This window comes from Haemophilus parainfluenzae (assembly GCF_003252795.1).
GTDB lineage: Bacteria > Pseudomonadota > Gammaproteobacteria > Enterobacterales > Pasteurellaceae > Haemophilus_D > Haemophilus_D parainfluenzae_K.
Window position 1 is genome coordinate 347,325 of record NZ_QEPQ01000002.1, and the last position, 16,097, is coordinate 363,421.

18 protein-coding genes are annotated in these 16,097 nt (G+C 39.2%); 10 read left to right on the forward strand and 8 right to left on the reverse strand.

What is annotated here, in order from left to right; all coding sequences use genetic code 11:
• Positions 1–187 precede the first annotated feature (187 nt).
• On the reverse strand, positions 188–763 hold the full coding sequence (grpE, locus tag DPV81_RS04235) for a nucleotide exchange factor GrpE (protein ID WP_049366251.1): 576 nt from the start codon (positions 761–763) through the stop codon (positions 188–190).
• A 130-nt stretch (positions 764–893) separates the two neighbouring features.
• Here grpE and DPV81_RS04240 point away from each other — a divergent pair, with 130 nt between their 5' ends.
• The 8 genes from DPV81_RS04240 to DPV81_RS04275 all read left to right on the forward strand — a co-directional run bounded on the left by DPV81_RS04240 (position 894) and on the right by DPV81_RS04275 (position 8,357).
• Positions 894–1,784, forward strand: coding sequence for an NAD(+) kinase (locus DPV81_RS04240; RefSeq protein WP_005696488.1), 891 nt, complete (start codon positions 894–896; stop codon positions 1,782–1,784).
• Positions 1,785–1,862: 78 nt separating this feature from the next.
• Entirely contained in the window at positions 1,863–3,539 is a 1,677-nt protein-coding gene (gene recN / locus DPV81_RS04245) for a DNA repair protein RecN (protein WP_111386900.1), read from the forward strand.
• A gap of 179 nt (positions 3,540–3,718) precedes the next feature.
• Complete coding sequence (metK, locus tag DPV81_RS04250; RefSeq protein WP_005696483.1) at positions 3,719–4,873, forward strand: methionine adenosyltransferase; 1,155 nt, start codon at positions 3,719–3,721, stop codon at positions 4,871–4,873.
• 56 nt (positions 4,874–4,929) lie between these two features.
• Positions 4,930–5,445: a SprT family zinc-dependent metalloprotease gene (locus DPV81_RS04255; protein WP_111386902.1), complete on the forward strand. Its 516-nt coding sequence runs from the start codon at positions 4,930–4,932 to the stop codon at positions 5,443–5,445.
• Positions 5,446–5,495: 50 nt separating this feature from the next.
• Entirely contained in the window at positions 5,496–6,014 is a 519-nt protein-coding gene (locus DPV81_RS04260) for an opacity family porin (RefSeq protein ID WP_005696480.1), read from the forward strand.
• Between the two features lie 156 nt (positions 6,015–6,170).
• Entirely contained in the window at positions 6,171–6,515 is a 345-nt protein-coding gene (locus DPV81_RS04265) for an ArsC family reductase (RefSeq protein ID WP_111386903.1), read from the forward strand.
• Positions 6,516–6,541: 26 nt separating this feature from the next.
• Complete coding sequence (gene dapE / locus DPV81_RS04270) at positions 6,542–7,675, forward strand: succinyl-diaminopimelate desuccinylase (protein ID WP_111386905.1); 1,134 nt, start codon at positions 6,542–6,544, stop codon at positions 7,673–7,675.
• A 1-nt stretch (position 7,676) separates the two neighbouring features.
• A complete protein-coding gene (locus DPV81_RS04275) occupies positions 7,677–8,357 on the forward strand; it encodes a M15 family metallopeptidase (protein WP_111386906.1) in 681 nt (226 codons plus the stop codon).
• A 40-nt stretch (positions 8,358–8,397) separates the two neighbouring features.
• Here DPV81_RS04275 and rapZ read toward each other — a convergent pair whose 3' ends face one another.
• The 6 genes from rapZ to yjgA all read right to left on the reverse strand — a co-directional run bounded on the left by rapZ (position 8,398) and on the right by yjgA (position 12,263).
• On the reverse strand, positions 8,398–9,255 hold the full coding sequence (gene rapZ, locus DPV81_RS04280; RefSeq protein ID WP_014065069.1) for an RNase adapter RapZ: 858 nt from the start codon (positions 9,253–9,255) through the stop codon (positions 8,398–8,400).
• Positions 9,256–9,286: 31 nt separating this feature from the next.
• Positions 9,287–9,805, reverse strand: a complete 519-nt coding sequence (gene ptsN / locus DPV81_RS04285; protein ID WP_111386908.1) for a PTS IIA-like nitrogen regulatory protein PtsN — start codon at positions 9,803–9,805, stop codon at positions 9,287–9,289.
• A gap of 3 nt (positions 9,806–9,808) precedes the next feature.
• Entirely contained in the window at positions 9,809–10,534 is a 726-nt protein-coding gene (lptB, locus tag DPV81_RS04290) for an LPS export ABC transporter ATP-binding protein (protein WP_111386909.1), read from the reverse strand.
• Between the two features lie 3 nt (positions 10,535–10,537).
• Positions 10,538–11,056: a lipopolysaccharide transport periplasmic protein LptA gene (gene lptA / locus DPV81_RS04295; protein ID WP_049366269.1), complete on the reverse strand. Its 519-nt coding sequence runs from the start codon at positions 11,054–11,056 to the stop codon at positions 10,538–10,540.
• Positions 11,037–11,645 (reverse strand): LPS export ABC transporter periplasmic protein LptC, encoded by a 609-nt coding sequence (gene lptC, locus DPV81_RS04300; protein WP_111386911.1) that lies wholly within the window; start codon positions 11,643–11,645, stop codon positions 11,037–11,039. The genes lptA and lptC overlap by 20 nt, the downstream gene beginning before the upstream one ends.
• An 81-nt stretch (positions 11,646–11,726) precedes the next feature.
• Positions 11,727–12,263 carry a ribosome biogenesis factor YjgA gene (yjgA, locus tag DPV81_RS04305; protein ID WP_111386913.1) on the reverse strand — a complete coding sequence of 179 codons (537 nt, stop codon included), beginning with the start codon at positions 12,261–12,263 and terminating at the stop codon, positions 11,727–11,729.
• Between the two features lie 88 nt (positions 12,264–12,351).
• Between yjgA and pmbA the strand changes: the two genes are divergently transcribed.
• Together pmbA and hpt are read left to right on the forward strand one after the other, a co-directional pair.
• On the forward strand, positions 12,352–13,707 hold the full coding sequence (gene pmbA, locus DPV81_RS04310; RefSeq protein WP_111386914.1) for a metalloprotease PmbA: 1,356 nt from the start codon (positions 12,352–12,354) through the stop codon (positions 13,705–13,707).
• A gap of 203 nt (positions 13,708–13,910) precedes the next feature.
• A complete protein-coding gene (hpt, locus tag DPV81_RS04315; protein ID WP_005699886.1) occupies positions 13,911–14,450 on the forward strand; it encodes a hypoxanthine phosphoribosyltransferase in 540 nt (179 codons plus the stop codon).
• 67 nt (positions 14,451–14,517) lie between these two features.
• Here hpt and der read toward each other — a convergent pair whose 3' ends face one another.
• The gene (der, locus tag DPV81_RS04320) at positions 14,518–16,050 is read right to left on the reverse strand and encodes a ribosome biogenesis GTPase Der (protein ID WP_111386916.1); all 1,533 of its coding nucleotides are present in this window, start codon (positions 16,048–16,050) and stop codon (positions 14,518–14,520) included.
• Between the last annotated feature and the right edge of the window lie 47 nt (positions 16,051–16,097).

A 16,097-nucleotide genomic window follows, 5' to 3' on the forward strand; every position in this document is an offset into this window, starting at 1 on the left:
TGTAGTGTTATTTTGTATTTATTGATGCTTAAAATTGAGTCGAAACCTTGCTAAATCTGGAAAGAATATGTGTTTTTGTTGAGAATTATTCTCAAATTATTTTTTAATAAATTTGATCTATGTCAAGATTTTTGGCAATAAAAAAACGGACGAAAAATCGTCCGCTCTTTAAGTCATAGAAAAGAAATTAAGCTGCAACCATTACCATGGCTGGGCGAATCACTCGACCATTTAAGGTATAACCTTTTTGTAAAACGGTGGTGATTTGATTAGTTGTAAAGCCTTCTGCTGGTTGCATAGAGATAGCTTGGTGAAGATCCGGATTAAAGGTATCGCCTACTGCACCAACAGGCTCGACACCAAAGCGAGAAACTGTTGAGAGTAATTCTTTTAAAGTCAGCTCGACGCCATCGAATAAGGCTTTGATATTTTCATCTTCCTTATTGGCTGGTGTGGCAAGCGCACGCTCTAAGTTATCAATGGTATTTAAAATGTCTTTTGAGAATTTTTCGAGCGCAAATTTATGTGCTTTTTCGATGTCTTGTTCGCTACGACGACGCATATTATCAATTTCTGCACGCGTACGGAGCAATAAATCTTGCTCTTTTTTAGAGGTTTCTTCTACTTGTGCTTTTAATTGTTCTTCAAGTTCTTGTACTCGGGCAATCGCTTCTTCTAACGGATCTTCCGTTGAAGTGGTTTCCTGCTGAACTTCTTCAACAAGTTCTTCATTTTCATTTAAGTTTTGTGCTTGTTCTGACATCTTTTTCTCCATTTATCAAAAATTAGTGCTATTTTAGCAAAACTGAATTGCTATGTAATATAATGGCTAAAATTTTAAATTCAAGTGCGGTCAAAAATCAGGAAGTCTGTACTTGGGAGCAATCATAGTTATGGATGAATTAGTCAAATCATTTAAAACCATCGCCTTGATGGGAAAACCACGTCGCGACATTAATTTGCAAATGCATAAAAACTTGTATCAGTGGCTGAAAGAGCGAGGATATCAAGTTTTAGTTGAAAAAGAAGTGGGGGAAAAATTCGGTTTACCGGAAGAGGTGTTAGCAACGGTTGAAGAAATTGGAGAGCAAGCTCAACTCGTGATTGTAATCGGTGGTGATGGCAATATGCTAGGGCGTGCTCGCATTTTGGCTAAATATAATATTCCAATGATTGGCATTAACCGAGGCAACTTAGGCTTTTTGACCGATATTGACCCGAAAAATGCTTATGCACAGCTCGAAGCGTGTTTAGAACATGGTGAATTTTTTGTAGAAGAGCGTTTTTTATTGGAAGCTAAAATTGAACGGAACGGTGAAATTATCTCCAGTAGCAATGCCGTAAATGAGGCGGTGATTCACCCAGCTAAAATTGCGCACATGATTGATTTCCATGTTTACATCAATGATAAATTCGCGTTTTCTCAGCGTTCAGATGGTTTAATTGTTTCCACTCCCACAGGTTCAACCGCTTATTCGCTTTCCGCAGGCGGCCCAATTTTAACGCCAAATTTAAATGCGATTGCCCTTGTGCCGATGTTCCCACATACACTTTCTTCTCGACCATTAGTCATTGATGGCGATAGCAAAATTTCAATTCGCTTTGCAGAACATAATACTTCACAGTTGGAATTAGGCTGTGATAGTCAAATTGCGCTAGATTTTTCTCCTGATGATATCGTTCATATTGAAAAAAGCCCGCATAAACTGCGCCTATTACACCTAAAAAATTATAATTATTACAATGTATTAAGCACAAAATTAGGCTGGCTTAAAAATTTCTAATCCCAAAAGTTTAAAAATCTCTTTACTGTATATTACATCAGTTATAATATATGGATATACAGTTAAGGAGATTTTTTTATGCTAACCCAACTTACCATCAATAATTTTGCAATTGTTCGTCAATTAGAGATTGAATTGGCGAAAGGAATGTCTGTGATCACGGGGGAAACTGGCGCAGGAAAATCCATTGCTATTGATGCATTGGGGTTATGCTTAGGGCAACGTATTGAAACGTCTATGGTTCGAGAAGGGCAGGAAAGAGCCGAAATCTGCGCCACCTTTTTTATTGAACCAACGAACCCCGCTTATCAATGGTTGCAAGAGCAAGAATTGCAAGATCCTGATAATCCCTCTGATTGTATTTTACGCCGTGTCATTAATGCAGATGGGCGTTCTAAAGCCTTTATTAATAGCACGCCTGTATCAGCTTCTCAATTAAAAGAAATTGGTCAATATCTTATTCATATTAATGGGCAGCATGCTTCACAATTATTATTGAAAAATGACTACCAACTTCAGTTGGTGGATACATTTGCACATCACCATGATTTGCTCGCACAAATGCGAGAAGATTATCGCACGTGGAAAAATCTTCAAACGCAAGTTAAAACCTTCCAACAAAAAGTTGCTGAAAATGAAGCGAAGAAACAGCTTTTACAATATCAGGTAGAAGAGTTGGATGAGTTTGCACTTCGTCCAAATGAATATTTAGAATTGGAAGAGGATCAACGTCTTCTATCAAATAGCGAACAGCTGACACAGTTATCACAATCAGCCTTACAGCTACTCAGTGAAAATGAGACGGTGAGTATCGATTCTATGCTTTATCGTGCGACGCAGTACATTGATGAATTAAGCGAATTAGATCCTCGCTATGCTTCCGTTCAAACAATGTTGAATGATGCACTTATTCAAGTGCAAGAGGCGACAAGTGAAGTGCAGCATCTTGCTTCTCACATTGAGCAAGATCCGATGTTATTACAAGAGATTGAACAACGTTTAGGGCAAGCTTTACAACTTGCACGTAAGCACAATGTGAAACCTGAAGAGTTGGTGGAATGGCATCAAAAATTAAAAGCAGAATTGACCGCACTTTTAGATTTTTCAGAAAGTGAAGAACGCCTGATTTTAGAAGAAAAAGCTGCCTTTGAGAAAATGCAACATACAGCAAAACAATTGCATGAAAGCCGTTGCCAAGCTGCAGGAAAATTAGCACAACAGGTTACACATTCTATCAAAGGGCTTGCAATGGAAAATGCAGAATTTTTCATTGAAGTGAATTCAGATTTAACTAAAGTGACGGCAAATGGGGCAGATAATATTGTCTTTACTTTACGCAGTAATTTAGGACAACAAGCACAGCCGCTAACAAAAGTGGCATCTGGTGGTGAGTTGTCTCGTATTTCATTAGCGATCCAAGTCTTAACGTCCGATCAATCGGCGATTCCGACGTTAATTTTTGATGAAGTTGATGTTGGTATTAGCGGTAAAACGGCGAGTGTAGTGGGTAAATTGTTGCGCCAATTAGGCGATAAATGCCAAGTGCTTTGTGTGACCCATTTACCACAAGTCGCATGCCATGGACATCATCAATTTAATGTTGAGAAATTTACCGTTGATGATAAAACAGAAACTAAAATGACCGCACTTTCTCAAGAAGAGAGAGTTCCAGCTCTTGCAAGATTACTGGGTGGCAGTGAAATTACAGAACTAGCCTTGGCGAATGCGCAAGAAATGTTGGATTTAGTGAAGTAAAATCAGGTAAATAAATGGGCGCTTGTCGCCCATTTAATGCATTAATGAGCTGAATTTTGTCGTAAAGCTTAGATTCTTCTTGTCACATTTTAAAAATACTTGATAGGAATGCTTGCTTATTAGTCAAAAAAGCGTATTATAGACGTCTATACGTCAATACATCCAAAAGAAGAGAACTTATGTCTAGCTATTTATTTACTTCTGAATCGGTTTCAGAAGGACATCCAGATAAGATTGCCGATCAAATTTCTGATGCGGTACTTGATGAAATTTTAAAACAAGATCCTAAAGCTCGTGTGGCTTGCGAAACCTATGTAAAAACAGGGATGGCGTTAGTCGGTGGTGAAATTACTACATCAGCATGGGTTGATATTGAAAATCTCACTCGCCAAGTCATCTGTGATATTGGTTACAAACACTCAGAAATGGGGTTTGATGGCAATTCTTGTGCGGTATTAAATGCGATTGGTAAACAATCATCTGATATTAACCAAGGTGTGGATCGTGAGAATCCATTAGATCAAGGTGCGGGTGACCAAGGGATCATGTTTGGTTATGCGACAAATGAAACGGAAGTCTTGATGCCTGCGGCGATTACTTATGCGCATCGTTTAATGGAAAAACAAGCTGAAGTGCGTAAAAGTGGCAAATTAGCATGGTTACGCCCTGATGCGAAAAGCCAAGTGACCTTAAAATACGAAGATAACAAAATCGTGGGTGTAGATGCAGTCGTCCTTTCTACACAACATAGTGAAGAAGTGTCACAAAAAGAAATTTATGAAGGTGTGATGGAAGAAATCATCAAGCCAATTCTGCCAAGTGAATGGTTATCTCAACAAACAAAATATTTCATCAATCCAACCGGTCGTTTTGTGATTGGTGGCCCAATGGGGGACTGTGGCTTAACGGGTCGTAAAATCATTGTCGATACATACGGCGGCGCAGCTCGTCATGGTGGAGGTGCATTTTCTGGTAAAGATCCATCAAAAGTAGACCGTTCAGCGGCTTATGCTGCGCGTTATGTGGCAAAAAATATCGTTGCGGCTGGCCTTGCAGATCGTTGTGAAATTCAACTTTCTTACGCAATTGGTGTGGCAGAGCCAACTTCTATCATGGTAGAAACCTTTGGTACAGGAAAAGTATCAAACGAAGTATTGGTTAAGTTAGTGCGTGAATTCTTTGATTTACGCCCTTATGGTTTAATTAAAATGTTAAATTTAATTCAACCAATCTATCGCCAAACTGCGGCGTATGGACACTTTGGTCGTGAACAGTTCCCATGGGAAAAAGTAGATCGCGCTGAAGAATTACGTGCGGCAGCAGGTCTAAAATAAGTAAATTAAATGTATATGATAAAAACCGCTAATTTAGCGGTTTTTGTTTACTTAGTATGATGATGTCATCTCAAACTCAGTTTCGGCATTTAAAAATGCAGGTGCAACGCAAGCTTGCAGAAACATTACAACTGGCTGAACGTCACTTTCAACAGAAATTTCCTATTCCGACAATCAGTTATGACTTGCGAGGTGTAAAGGCAGGCGTTGCATACTTGCAGAAAAATGAGATTAAATTTAACCGCACTTTGCTACTCGAGAACTCAGATGAATTTATTCATCAGGTTGTTCCCCATGAATTAGCCCATCTTATTGTGTATCAAGTATTTGGTCGAGTGAAATCGCATGGACAGGAATGGCAAGCGGTGATGACGCAGTTATTCAATCTTCCGGCTGATACTTGCCATAAATTCGATGTGGAAAGTGTACAGGGTAAAATGTTTGCTTATCAATGCGAATGTCAGACCCATTATTTAACGATTCGTCGGCATAATCGCATTCAACGAGATAAAATTTCCTATTTATGTCGAAAATGTCAGGGAAAATTGGTTTTTCATAGTGAAAATTCATAAGCAGTATGGTATATTTCTAGTGTTTTCAATCAAATAACAGGGGTTATCCAATGAAAAAATCATTATTAGCTATCGTTGTCGGTGCATTAGCGGTTGCTTCAACTGCAAATGCAGGTTTATATGCAGAAGGTGATCTTGGTCTTTCAAGAACTAAATTAACCAATGGTGGTTCAAGCAAAACTAAAATTGAGCCACGTGTTGCAGTAGGTTACAAATTAGGTAATGTACGTGTAGCAGGTGATTATACACATCACGGTAACTTCCAAGGCACTAAAGTTCAAGGTTTAGGTGCGACAGTATTCTATGACTTCGATACCAACTCTCAAATTGAACCTTATGTAGGTGCTCGTCTTGCGGCTAACCGTTTCAAATTTGAAGACCGTGCGGAACAACGTTATAAAAGCTCTTCTGAAACCAAAGTGGGTTATGGTGTAGTTGCGGGTGCTAAATATAAATTAGCAGACAAAGTGTATGCAAACGGTGGTTTAGAATATAACCGTTTAGGTAGCTTTGACGATACTAAAGTGAATAACTATGGCGCTAAAGTGGGCGTAGGTTACGAATTCTAATTTCCCTTTTGAAAAGTGCGGTTGATTTTCACCGCACTTTTTCTTTTGGATGTAAAAGTTTGTATCGTGTTAATCTATTTGTGATTAATTCATGTAGCAGTTAAAATCCTCAGTTCTAAATGAAATCGAGGATTTTTTATTTTTAGAGGTGAGAATATGATTATCGTTTATGGCATTAAAAACTGCGATACGGTGAAAAAAGCATTGAAGTGGTTAACTGAACATAGTATTGAACATAAATTGCATGATTACCGTGTCGATGGATTAGATACTCAATTCTTACAACGAGTAGAAGCACAATTTGGTTGGGAAAATTTAGTCAATAAACGTAGTACAACTTGGCGTAATCTTGATGAAAATGTGAAAAATACACTCTCAAAGTCCACTGCACTTTCCGTATTAGCTGAAAATCCAACGTTAATTAAACGACCGATTATTTTGCAAGATGGTAAGGCATTGATTGGCTTCAACGAAAAAGAATATAGTGCAGCATTTGCTTAAAAGAACAGTATTTCTTAGGAGTTTTTATGAAAGAAAAAGTGATTTCTTTGGCACAAGATCTCATTCGTCGCCCCTCTATTAGCCCAAATGATGAGGGCTGTCAGCAATTAATCGCTGAGCGTTTAGAAAAACTCGGCTTTCAAATTGAATGGATGCCTTTCAACGATACGTTAAATTTATGGGCAAAACATGGTGTTGGTGAGCCAGTCATTGCCTTTGCTGGGCATACCGATGTGGTGCCGACGGGAGATGAAGCCCAATGGACTTATCCGCCATTTTTTGCCGAAATTGTAGATGATATGCTTTATGGTCGTGGTGCGGCAGATATGAAAGGCTCATTGGCGGCAATGATTGTGGCGGCAGAAGAATATGTGAAAGCTAATTCGAATCATAAAGGAACGATTGCTTTGTTGATTACTTCTGACGAAGAGGCTGCCGCGAAAGATGGCACGGTTCGTGTTGTCGAAACCTTAATGGCACGCGGTGAGAAAATCACTTATTGCATGGTAGGAGAGCCGTCTAGTTCGAAAACATTAGGCGATGTAGTCAAAAATGGTCGTCGGGGTTCGATTACAGGTAACCTCTACATTCAAGGTATTCAAGGTCATGTGGCTTATCCCCATTTAGCGGAAAACCCAATTCATAAAGCTGCGCCTTTCTTGCAGGAATTAACCATATATCAATGGGATAACGGCAACGAATTTTTCCCACCAACCAGTTTGCAAATTGCAAATATTCATGCAGGCACAGGGAGCAATAATGTCATCCCTGGTGAACTTTATGTGCAATTCAATTTACGTTATTGTACGGAAGTCACTGACGAAATTATTAAGCAGAAAGTGGCAGAAATGCTCGAAAAACATGGTTTGAAATACCGTATTGATTGGAATTTATCGGGTAAACCATTTTTGACGAAACCAGGTAAATTATTAGATGCGTTAACGACGGCAATTGAGCAAACAACTGGTATTACACCACAAGCAGAAACAGGTGGCGGTACCTCTGACGGACGTTTTATTGCATTGATGGGCGCTGAAGTGGTGGAATTTGGGCCGCTTAATGCGACGATTCATAAAGTAAATGAATGTGTCAGTGTAGATGATCTAGCTAAGTGCGGTCAAATTTATCATCAAATGTTAGTGAATTTATTGGACAAGTAAGATGAAATTAACGCCTGACATGTTAACCGGCAAATCTCGTGAACATTTGCTCAATTTGCCTACACCTCATTCTCCGAATCATTTTTTGCAAGCAGAGGCAATGAAAGCGTTTCAAGGATTGCAGCAAAGTGCGGCTAAAAATGGCTTTAATTTGCAACCCGCGAGTAGCTTTCGTGATTTTGAACGTCAACAACTCATTTGGAACGGTAAATTTAGCGGTGAACGCAAGGTTCATGATGATGCGGGAAATCCATTAAATTTAGCGTCATTAGATGATTGGCAAAAAGCACAGGCCATTTTACGTTGGTCAGCGCTTCCTGGGGGAAGTCGTCATCATTGGGGAACAGAAATCGATATTTTTGATCCTGATCTTTTGCCTCAAGGTCAATCATTACAACTTGAACCTTGGGAATATGAACGCGGTGGCTATTTCTTTGAATTAAGTGAATTTCTCACTGAAAATCTACCGCACTTTGATTTTGCTTTGCCATTTATAAGCCAACCAGAAGGTAAAAAAGTTGGCCGAGAGCCTTGGCATATTAGCTATTTACCTTTAGCTGAACAGGCCTCACAATTATTTACGCCAGATGTGCTATTGCAAGTTTGGCAGAATGAAAAGGTGGCGGGAAAAGAAACGTTAATTACGCATTTACCAGAGATTTTTGAGCAATATGTGGTTTAACAAAAAACGCAGCAAGTTGCTGCGTTTTTTTATGGTTTGATTAATTCTTTTTATTCTTTTCCAAGGATTTATGTTGAATTTTCACATTCTTGCCTTTGGCTTGGAAATATTCACCAATTTGTTGAGCGATGTAAACAGAACGATGTTTACCTCCTGTACAGCCGATAGCAATGGTGAGATAGCTTCGGTTATTTTGCTCTAACATCGGTAACCATGTTTCGATGTAATTACGCGTTTGGTAGATAAAATTATTCACTTCATCATGCGCAAGTAAAAATTGTGCAACTGGTTCATCAAGCCCTGTCATTGGACGAAGTTCTGGATTCCAGTGCGGGTTAGGTAGAAAACGCACGTCAAAGACATAATCGGCATCAAGTGGAATACCATATTTAAAGCCGAATGACTCAACCACAATTTTAAGTTCTTTATCCGTATTACCCCGTAAAACTTCTCTTAAACGTTCAGATAACGAATGAGTCGAAAGTGGTGCGGTATCAATAATAAAATTAGCATGTTGAATTAAAGGCTCAAGCTGTTGATATTCTAGATCAATCGCTGATTCAAGTGGGAGATCTTGTGCTGAAAGTGGATGAAGACGACGTGAATCGCTGTAACGACGAATAAGTGTACTACGATCGCTGTCCAGAAAGATGATTTTGACGGAATAAGTGGCTTGAATATCTGTCAGAATCTTGTCTAAATCAGCACTTGAATGGGGAAGATTTCGAATATCGAGGCTGATGGCAACAGCCGTTTGAGTTTTGGCGAGAATATTGGTGAGTTGAGGAAGTAAATCGAGAGGGAGATTATCCACGCAATAATAGCCCATATCTTCCAAAGCTCGTAATGCGACAGATTTCCCCGCGCCGGAGCGACCGCTGATAATAATAATTTCCATCTGCGTGATTCCTTATGGTTAGTTGGTTAGGTTATACCTCTTGAGGTTCTATATTATCTAAATTTGTGTCGTCTTCAGATTCCTCTGAATGATCAGCACATTCAAAAATTTGCCAAATTTCATCCGCACTTTGTGCTGAACGAAGTTGTTTAATTAAGTTTTTATCAGTTAATTTTTCATTGAGTTCTGCCAGAACAGGAATATATTCTTGGCAGTGATTTTCGGGTACGAGCACTGCAAAAACGATATCTACCGGTTTATTATCAACAGCATCATATTCGACAGGCGTTTCTAATTGCATAAATACCGTTAGGATCTTATCTGACACAGTAGTAGGTAACTTGGCTTTAGGCATAGCGACACCATTACCTAATCCTGAATTACCTAATTTTTCCCGCTCAAATAAACATTCAAAACAAGCCTGTTCACCATTTTCGCAGTGAAGTTTTTCCACAACGAAAGCGGCAATAGATTCAAATAATCGTTTCTTGCTAGAAAAAGCAACCCCCTGACGAATATCATCAGGGGAGAGCAATGTCGTAAATTTCATCGGTTATAGTTTAAATTGTTCGCCTAAATAGACACGTTTAACGTGCTCATCATTCATGACTTCTTCCGGTGTGCCGGTCGCAATAATTTTCCCCTCACCAACAATATAAGCGCGTTCACAAACATCAAGGGTTTCGCGTACGTTATGGTCGGTAATTAACACACCTAAGCCACGATTACGGAGATCCGTGATGATTTTCTTAATATCCGTGACCGAAATAGGATCCACACCGGCAAACGGTTCATCTAGTAAAATGAATTTGGGATTTGCTGCTAAGGCGCGTGCAATTTCCACACGACGACGTTCACCACCAGAAAGCGATTGTCCCAGGCTATCACGAATATGGCCAATATTGAACTCATCAATTAACTCATCCGCTCTCTCTCTGCGTTGTTCTGCATTGAGATCTTTGCGAATTTCTAATACCGCCATAAGGTTTTCATACACCGTTAAACGACGGAAAATAGAGGCTTCTTGTGGTAAATAGCCAATTCCTCTGCGTGCACGTTCATGCATAGGCAATACGCTAATATCATCGCCATCAATGGTGATTTTTCCCTGATCATGACGTACTAAACCGACGACCATGTAGAAAGTAGTGGTTTTACCTGCACCATTTGGACCAAGTAGGCCAACAATTTCATTGGAGTTTACGGTTAAACTCACATCAGAAACCACTTTTCGGCTCTTATAGCTTTTTGCGAGGAATTCAGCTTGTAATACAGACATCAGTTATTTTTTACCTTTTTGTTGTAATTGGGTCGGAATTAAGACAGTTTGCACGCGTGATTTTCCATTACCATTGGCTTTTAACTGTTGTTTTTTCACATCATAAGTGATGAGTTCACCGTTAATTTTGCTATCTAATTGTTTTAATTCAGCATTACCGGTCAATGTTAAGAATTCAGTGCCTAAATCGTAGTGAACTTTATTCGCTCTACCGTCAACAGGTTTACCATCATCAAGTTGTTGGTGGAAGGTAACAGGGCTACCAAATGCTTCAACAGTTTCTTTTTTACCTGAATTTTCTGGTGGGCGAGTAATGACTACTTTATTGGCTTTAATCAAAATGGAACCTTGCGTAATTACAACGTTATCCGTAAAGGTTACGACGCTGTTTTCCATATCTAAAGATTGATTATCTGAGACAATATTAATCGGTTTATTGGTATCGTCTTTTAACGCAAAAGCAGACAAAGAAGTCATCATTAACGCCGTTAAAAGCAGAATTTTATTGTTTGTTGATTTCATAATATGTTTTTACCTGTTCCTTTAGAGTTGCAACTTGCTGACGTAAATTTCCGACGAGCTTCAATCCGCTAGAGTTAAAGTTTAATCCGTTAATTTTTACTTGCGTATCGGAAGTAATGTCTTGTGTTTTTAAATTAATCACTGCGGCTTCTGTCTCAACGCGTTGTAGGCGAGATAAAGGATCAAGGCTCTCGGCAACCACACCACCTTCAAGATAGAGCATTTGATCTTTTGTTAATTTTGCCTTTTTCGCGCTAAGCTTCCAATTTTGTTTTTCTAATTGAATTTTATCGGTTTTCGCTTCTTTATCTTTATTGTCCAAAGAGGCATCAAAAAGATAGACTAACGGCGAAATAAAATCCGTATGGCCGTCTTGGGTGTAATATTCCACTTTGTCGGAAATCGCGAGATACTGTTTTTTACCTTCAGGTGAGAATACAGTGGTTTCCATTTTATTACCGACGTATTCTGGGCTATCAGGTTTTTTAATTAGGCTTTGTAAATCGCTATGATCTTGATTAAGCGAATAATACCAACCTAATAAAGCGAGGGCGATGACACCTAAAATAATATTCCAACGAATATTCATAAATAACGTTTTTTCCTTATTAAAAGGGTAGCTAATCATAGCACTTTTTTGACACAAAGTGCGGTCAAAAATAGCTGTATTTTAGTCTTCTAAAATAAGTGTTTTTAAGATCTGATAAATCTCTCTATAAGCTTTTGACGGCTTATTTTGTTCCTTCTCTTTCTGCGCTGCACGAATCAAATTACGTAAGTGTTGGCGGTCTGCAGAAGGATGTTCATTTAACAAATCAGTCAGAGCCGCATCACCTTTTGCAATCAAGTCATCACGTAAGATTTCCAACTTATGCAGCATAGCTTGTTGTTGATTATGTTTGTTTTCAATTTTTTCTAAAGCTTCACGAATAGGCTCTGCATCAATTGAGCGTAAGAGCTTACCGATGTATTGCAATTGGCGACGACGTGCCTCTTTTTGTAGACGTTGCGCTAATTCAATGGCATCTTTCAAGCTATCGTCTAGTGGAACCTTAGTCAGATTTGCTTTGGTTAAGTTCACCAATTTCTCGCCGAGCTGTTTTAAATCCTCAGCGTCGCGTTTGATTTCACTTTTACTTACCCAAATAATCTCTTCTTGGTCTTCATCTTCCCAATCAAAGGCTTCTTTTTTCTTACGTTTTGCCATTCTGTTACCTTATGAAAAATTTGGTGCATTTTAGCATAAACTTTCAAAATAAGATAAAATGGCGCAAATTTTTAATAGGATTATTACCATGAAAACAGCAGAAAATTTAACCGCACTTTTAAAATCTCAAGAGCAAACATTGCGTGATGCAGTTAGTTTTGCGATTGATACAGCCCAGAAGGCGGGAGCCACCGCTGAAGTTAGCGTGACAAAAGTGAGTGGTTTATCGGTTTCAACCCGTCTGCAAGAGATTGAAAATGTTGAATTTACTAACGATGGGGCATTAGGCATTTCTGTTTATTTAGGCCAACAAAAAGGTAATGCCTCTACCTCAGATTTAAGTGAAGAAGCGATTAAAAACACCGTTGAAGCAGCACTTGCCATTGCAAAATATACCTCGCCAGATGATTGCACAGGGCTAGCTGATAAAGAATTAATGGCTTTTGAAGCACCGGATTTAGCACTTTATCATAGCGCAAGTGTTGATGTTGAACAGGCTACCAAATTAGCTTTAGAGGTTGAAAAAGCGGCGTTGGAATACGATGCTAAAATCGTGAATAGTAATGGAGCAAGCTTTAATTCACATACTGGTGTGCGTGTTTATGGTAATACGTACGGCATGCTACAAAGTTACTTATCTAGTCGTTATTCTTTATCTTGTTCGGTGATCGGTGGTGAGCTAGATCAACTGGAAAATGACTACGAGTACACGGTTTCACGTGAGTTTGATGCGCTTTCTTCAGCGGATTGGGTAGGACAGAATTGTGCGAAAAAAGTGATTGCGCGTTTAAATCCACAAAAATTAACAACACGTGAAGTGCCCGTGATTTTCTTAAATGATGTGGCAACAGGATTAATCTCCCATTTAACGGGAGCGATTAGTGGCGGCAGCTTATATCGCAAATCCAGTTTCTTGCTTGATCATCTTGGAAAACAAGTATTGCCAGATTGGTTCCAAATCAGTGAGCGTCCGCATTTGTTAAGACGTTTAGCCTCTACACCTTTTGACAGCGAAGGAGTGCGCACACAAGATCTTGAAATTATTCAAGATGGCGTGTTGCAAACCTATTTGCTCACCAGTTACAGCGGTAGAAAAATGGGCATGCAAAGTACAGGTCATGCAGGTGGTATTCACAACTGGCTTGTAAAACCAAATTTAACGGGGGGATTGACCGCACTTTTACGCCAAATGGGCACCGGTTTATTGGTTACCGATGTCATGGGGCAAGGCGTAAATATTGTGACCGGGGATTATTCCCGTGGCGCAGCAGGCTTCTGGGTGGAAAATGGTGAAATCCAATATCCAGTTGCTGAAATTACTATTGCAGGTCAATTACAAGATATGTTGAAAAATATTGTGGCTGTAGCAGATGATGTTGAGCATCGATCCAATATCCAAACCGGCTCAATCTTACTCCACAAGATGAAAATTTCAGGGAATTAATAAATTTTATAAAAATGATAATAATTCTTATTGACAGGTATTTTCTTTCTGCTACTATACACACATCTGTTTCGTAGCGATTGCAGGTTGCTCCAACAGGTAGAGTAGAAAGTAAATTCGTTAGGGTTAAAAAGGCTGAAGGTTTAAACTTCAGCCTTTTTTATTGTAGAATACGCAAACGATTAAATTAAAAAGGAAAGACCATGAAAAAACACCACGTCGATATTTTAATTTCAGAAGCGGATGTTCGTAGCCGCATTACTGAACTTGGCGCAGAAATTACGCATTTTTATCAACAGCAAGCTATTGATAAACTGATTGTTGTTGGGCTTTTACGTGGTTCATTTATGTTCATGGCCGATCTGGTGCGTGAATTAAAATTACCGGTAGAAGTGGAGTTTATGACTACTTCAAGCTATGGTTGCGGAATGACAAGCAATCACGATGTGAAAATTACGAAAGATCTTGAAGGAGATATTCGTAATGAACACGTGCTGATTGTTGAGGACATTATTGATACGGGTTACACCCTTGAAAAAGTGCGCAGCATTTTAAATTTACGCGATCCTGCAAGCTTGGCGATTTGTACCTTATTAGATAAACCTTCTCGCCGAGAAGTGGAAGTACCGGTTGAATGGATTGGTTTTTCTATTCCGGATGAATTTGTTGTCGGCTATGGTATTGATTATGCGCAACGTTATCGTAATTTAGGCTATATTGGCAAAGTGGTTATAGACGAATAATTTATTTTTCAATAAAAAGAGCGGTCAAAATTCACAGTGATTTTTGACCGCTCTTTGTTTGCTAAGATTAGCGTTTCGCTTTTTTGATAAACTTCATCAAGCGTTTACGTTTACGTAATTGGTTTGGTGTGAGTTTATTTTTTCTACCTGCAAATGGGTTTGAACCTTCTTGGAATAGCAAGCGAATTGGTGAACCAATAATTTTCAAACTCTTACGATAATAATTAGATAAATAACGTTTGTATGAATCCGGTAATTTATCCATTTGGTTTCCATGCACCACGATAATTGGTGGATTATAGCCACCTGGGTGAGCGTATTTTAATTTAATGCGACGTCCGCCAATCATTGGAGGTTGATGCTCATCCGTTGCCATTTGTAAAATGCGGGTGAGAAGGGAAGTCGTCATTTTTTGTGTCGCACAAGCATAAGCTTCTTTAATCGAATCAAAAAGATTACCCACGCCACTGCCGTGTAAAGCAGAAATAAAATGCACACGGGCAAAGTCGATGAAATCAAGACGGCGATCTAATTCGGATTTGACGCGATCTTTCACATTTTGATCTAAGCCGTCCCATTTATTCACGACGATCACGAGCGAGCGACCTGCATTTAAGATAAAGCCAAGTAGAGAGAGATCTTGATCTGAAATGTTTTCACGCGCATCAATGGTGAGTAATACCACGTTTGCATCTTGAATCGCTTGTAACGTTTTGATGACAGAGAATTTCTCAACGGCTAAGTGCACTTTACCACGTTTACGCACTCCTGCTGTATCAATCAAGGTGTATTGCTGACCATCACGTTCCATTGGAATGTAGATACTGTCACGTGTTGTGCCTGGCATGTCGTAAACGACCACGCGATCTTCACCTAAAATACGATTGGTTAATGTCGATTTACCGACGTTTGGACGGCCTACAATCGCAATTTTGATATTTTTATCTTGTTCTTCTTCAAGCTCTTCGTCTAATGCTTCATCAATCAATGAAGTATCTTCTTCTGAATCGAAGTCAAATTCGTGATCCCATTCATCTTTTTCTTCTTCTTTTTCTTCTTCATCAGAAGTGCGGTCATTTTCTTCTTCGTTTTCTTGTAATTTTTCCGCTAAAGGTGCAAGCACTTGCTCCATTAATTGAGTCACGCCACGGCCTTGTGATGCAGCAATTTGTTCAATTTCACCTAAGCCTAATTGATAAAATTCCGCACAGTGTGAATCTGCATCAATACCATCAGTTTTATTTGCCACAACAACGGTTGTTTTATTGGTGCGTTGACGTAAGTAATTGGCAATGCCAATATCTGCTGCTGTTAAACCTGCGCGGGCATCCACTAAGAAAAGCACGACATCGGCTTCTTCAATCGCTAATAAGGATTGTTCTGCCATTTTTTCTTCAACGCCTTCTTCAGTACCATCAATACCGCCGGTATCGATCACAATGAAATCATAGCCAGAAATATTGGCATGACCGTATTTACGATCTCTGGTTAAACCAGGGAAGTCAGCAACAAGTGCATCACGAGTACGGGTTAAACGGTTGAATAGGGTGGATTTACCTACGTTTGGGCGACCCACTAAGGCAACGACAGGAGTTGTCATAAAAAATATCTCTGTAAAATGTAAATTTAGTTAATTATAGCGAATGT

What these genes read in the sequence shown, in the direction of transcription:
- rapZ (WP_014065069.1), bottom strand. Translation starts at nt 9,255, where the DNA reads ATGGAAATTATTATTATCAGCGGTCGCTCCGGCGCGGGGAAATCTGTC.
- yjgA (WP_111386913.1), bottom strand. Translation starts at nt 12,263, where the DNA reads ATGGCAAAACGTAAGAAAAAAGAAGCCTTTGATTGGGAAGATGAAGAC.
- DPV81_RS04260 (WP_005696480.1), top strand. Translation starts at nt 5,496, where the DNA reads ATGAAAAAATCATTATTAGCTATCGTTGTCGGTGCATTAGCGGTTGCT.
- hpt (WP_005699886.1), top strand. Translation starts at nt 13,911, where the DNA reads ATGAAAAAACACCACGTCGATATTTTAATTTCAGAAGCGGATGTTCGT.
- DPV81_RS04255 (WP_111386902.1), top strand. Translation starts at nt 4,930, where the DNA reads ATGATGATGTCATCTCAAACTCAGTTTCGGCATTTAAAAATGCAGGTG.
- metK (WP_005696483.1), top strand. Translation starts at nt 3,719, where the DNA reads ATGTCTAGCTATTTATTTACTTCTGAATCGGTTTCAGAAGGACATCCA.
- der (WP_111386916.1), bottom strand. Translation starts at nt 16,050, where the DNA reads ATGACAACTCCTGTCGTTGCCTTAGTGGGTCGCCCAAACGTAGGTAAA.
- lptB (WP_111386909.1), bottom strand. Translation starts at nt 10,534, where the DNA reads ATGTCTGTATTACAAGCTGAATTCCTCGCAAAAAGCTATAAGAGCCGA.
- grpE (WP_049366251.1), bottom strand. Translation starts at nt 763, where the DNA reads ATGTCAGAACAAGCACAAAACTTAAATGAAAATGAAGAACTTGTTGAA.
- pmbA (WP_111386914.1), top strand. Translation starts at nt 12,352, where the DNA reads ATGAAAACAGCAGAAAATTTAACCGCACTTTTAAAATCTCAAGAGCAA.
- ptsN (WP_111386908.1), bottom strand. Translation starts at nt 9,805, where the DNA reads ATGAAATTTACGACATTGCTCTCCCCTGATGATATTCGTCAGGGGGTT.
- dapE (WP_111386905.1), top strand. Translation starts at nt 6,542, where the DNA reads ATGAAAGAAAAAGTGATTTCTTTGGCACAAGATCTCATTCGTCGCCCC.
- recN (WP_111386900.1), top strand. Translation starts at nt 1,863, where the DNA reads ATGCTAACCCAACTTACCATCAATAATTTTGCAATTGTTCGTCAATTA.
- DPV81_RS04275 (WP_111386906.1), top strand. Translation starts at nt 7,677, where the DNA reads ATGAAATTAACGCCTGACATGTTAACCGGCAAATCTCGTGAACATTTG.
- DPV81_RS04240 (WP_005696488.1), top strand. Translation starts at nt 894, where the DNA reads ATGGATGAATTAGTCAAATCATTTAAAACCATCGCCTTGATGGGAAAA.
- DPV81_RS04265 (WP_111386903.1), top strand. Translation starts at nt 6,171, where the DNA reads ATGATTATCGTTTATGGCATTAAAAACTGCGATACGGTGAAAAAAGCA.
- lptA (WP_049366269.1), bottom strand. Translation starts at nt 11,056, where the DNA reads ATGAAATCAACAAACAATAAAATTCTGCTTTTAACGGCGTTAATGATG.
- lptC (WP_111386911.1), bottom strand. Translation starts at nt 11,645, where the DNA reads ATGAATATTCGTTGGAATATTATTTTAGGTGTCATCGCCCTCGCTTTA.